Source organism: Rhizobium sp. SVR5-2C, assembly GCF_056755115.1.
The window spans coordinates 1-347 of sequence record NZ_JBNDHT010000356.1 but is presented as its reverse complement, the minus strand read 5'-3'; the positions used below and the strand labels follow the sequence as shown (position 1 = coordinate 347).

The 347-nt window shown below is 57.6% G+C and carries 1 pseudogene; it reads left to right on the top strand.

The features are described from left to right. Positions 1 to 74: 74 nt before the first annotated feature. Positions 75 to 347: pseudogene (locus ACPYOI_RS36055) on the top strand (MFS transporter); the annotation flags it as partial.

Genomic DNA, 347 nt, shown 5'->3' with positions numbered 1-347 from the left:
GATTTGGCACGCATGTGCCTTTCTATGTGTCAAAAAAAACGGGCGATTCGCTTTAGTCACTCAAGGATGAATTAATGTCTCAGCCGAGAAACGGCACAGCGGGCGATGTCGAAGAAATCCATTGGCAGTCGCTGGTTGCCGCGATCTCGTCGATTTCCGCCGTGGGAATCGCACTCGGCCTCGGCCTTCCGCTTCTCAGCATCATCCTGGAAAAGCGCGGCATCCCCTCAACGCTCATCGGCCTGGATACCGCCATGGCCGGGGTCGCCGCCATGATTGCAGCGCCAATCACGACGAAACTCGCGCATGAATTCGGCGTCGCATCGACCATGCTCTGGGCGGTGGTG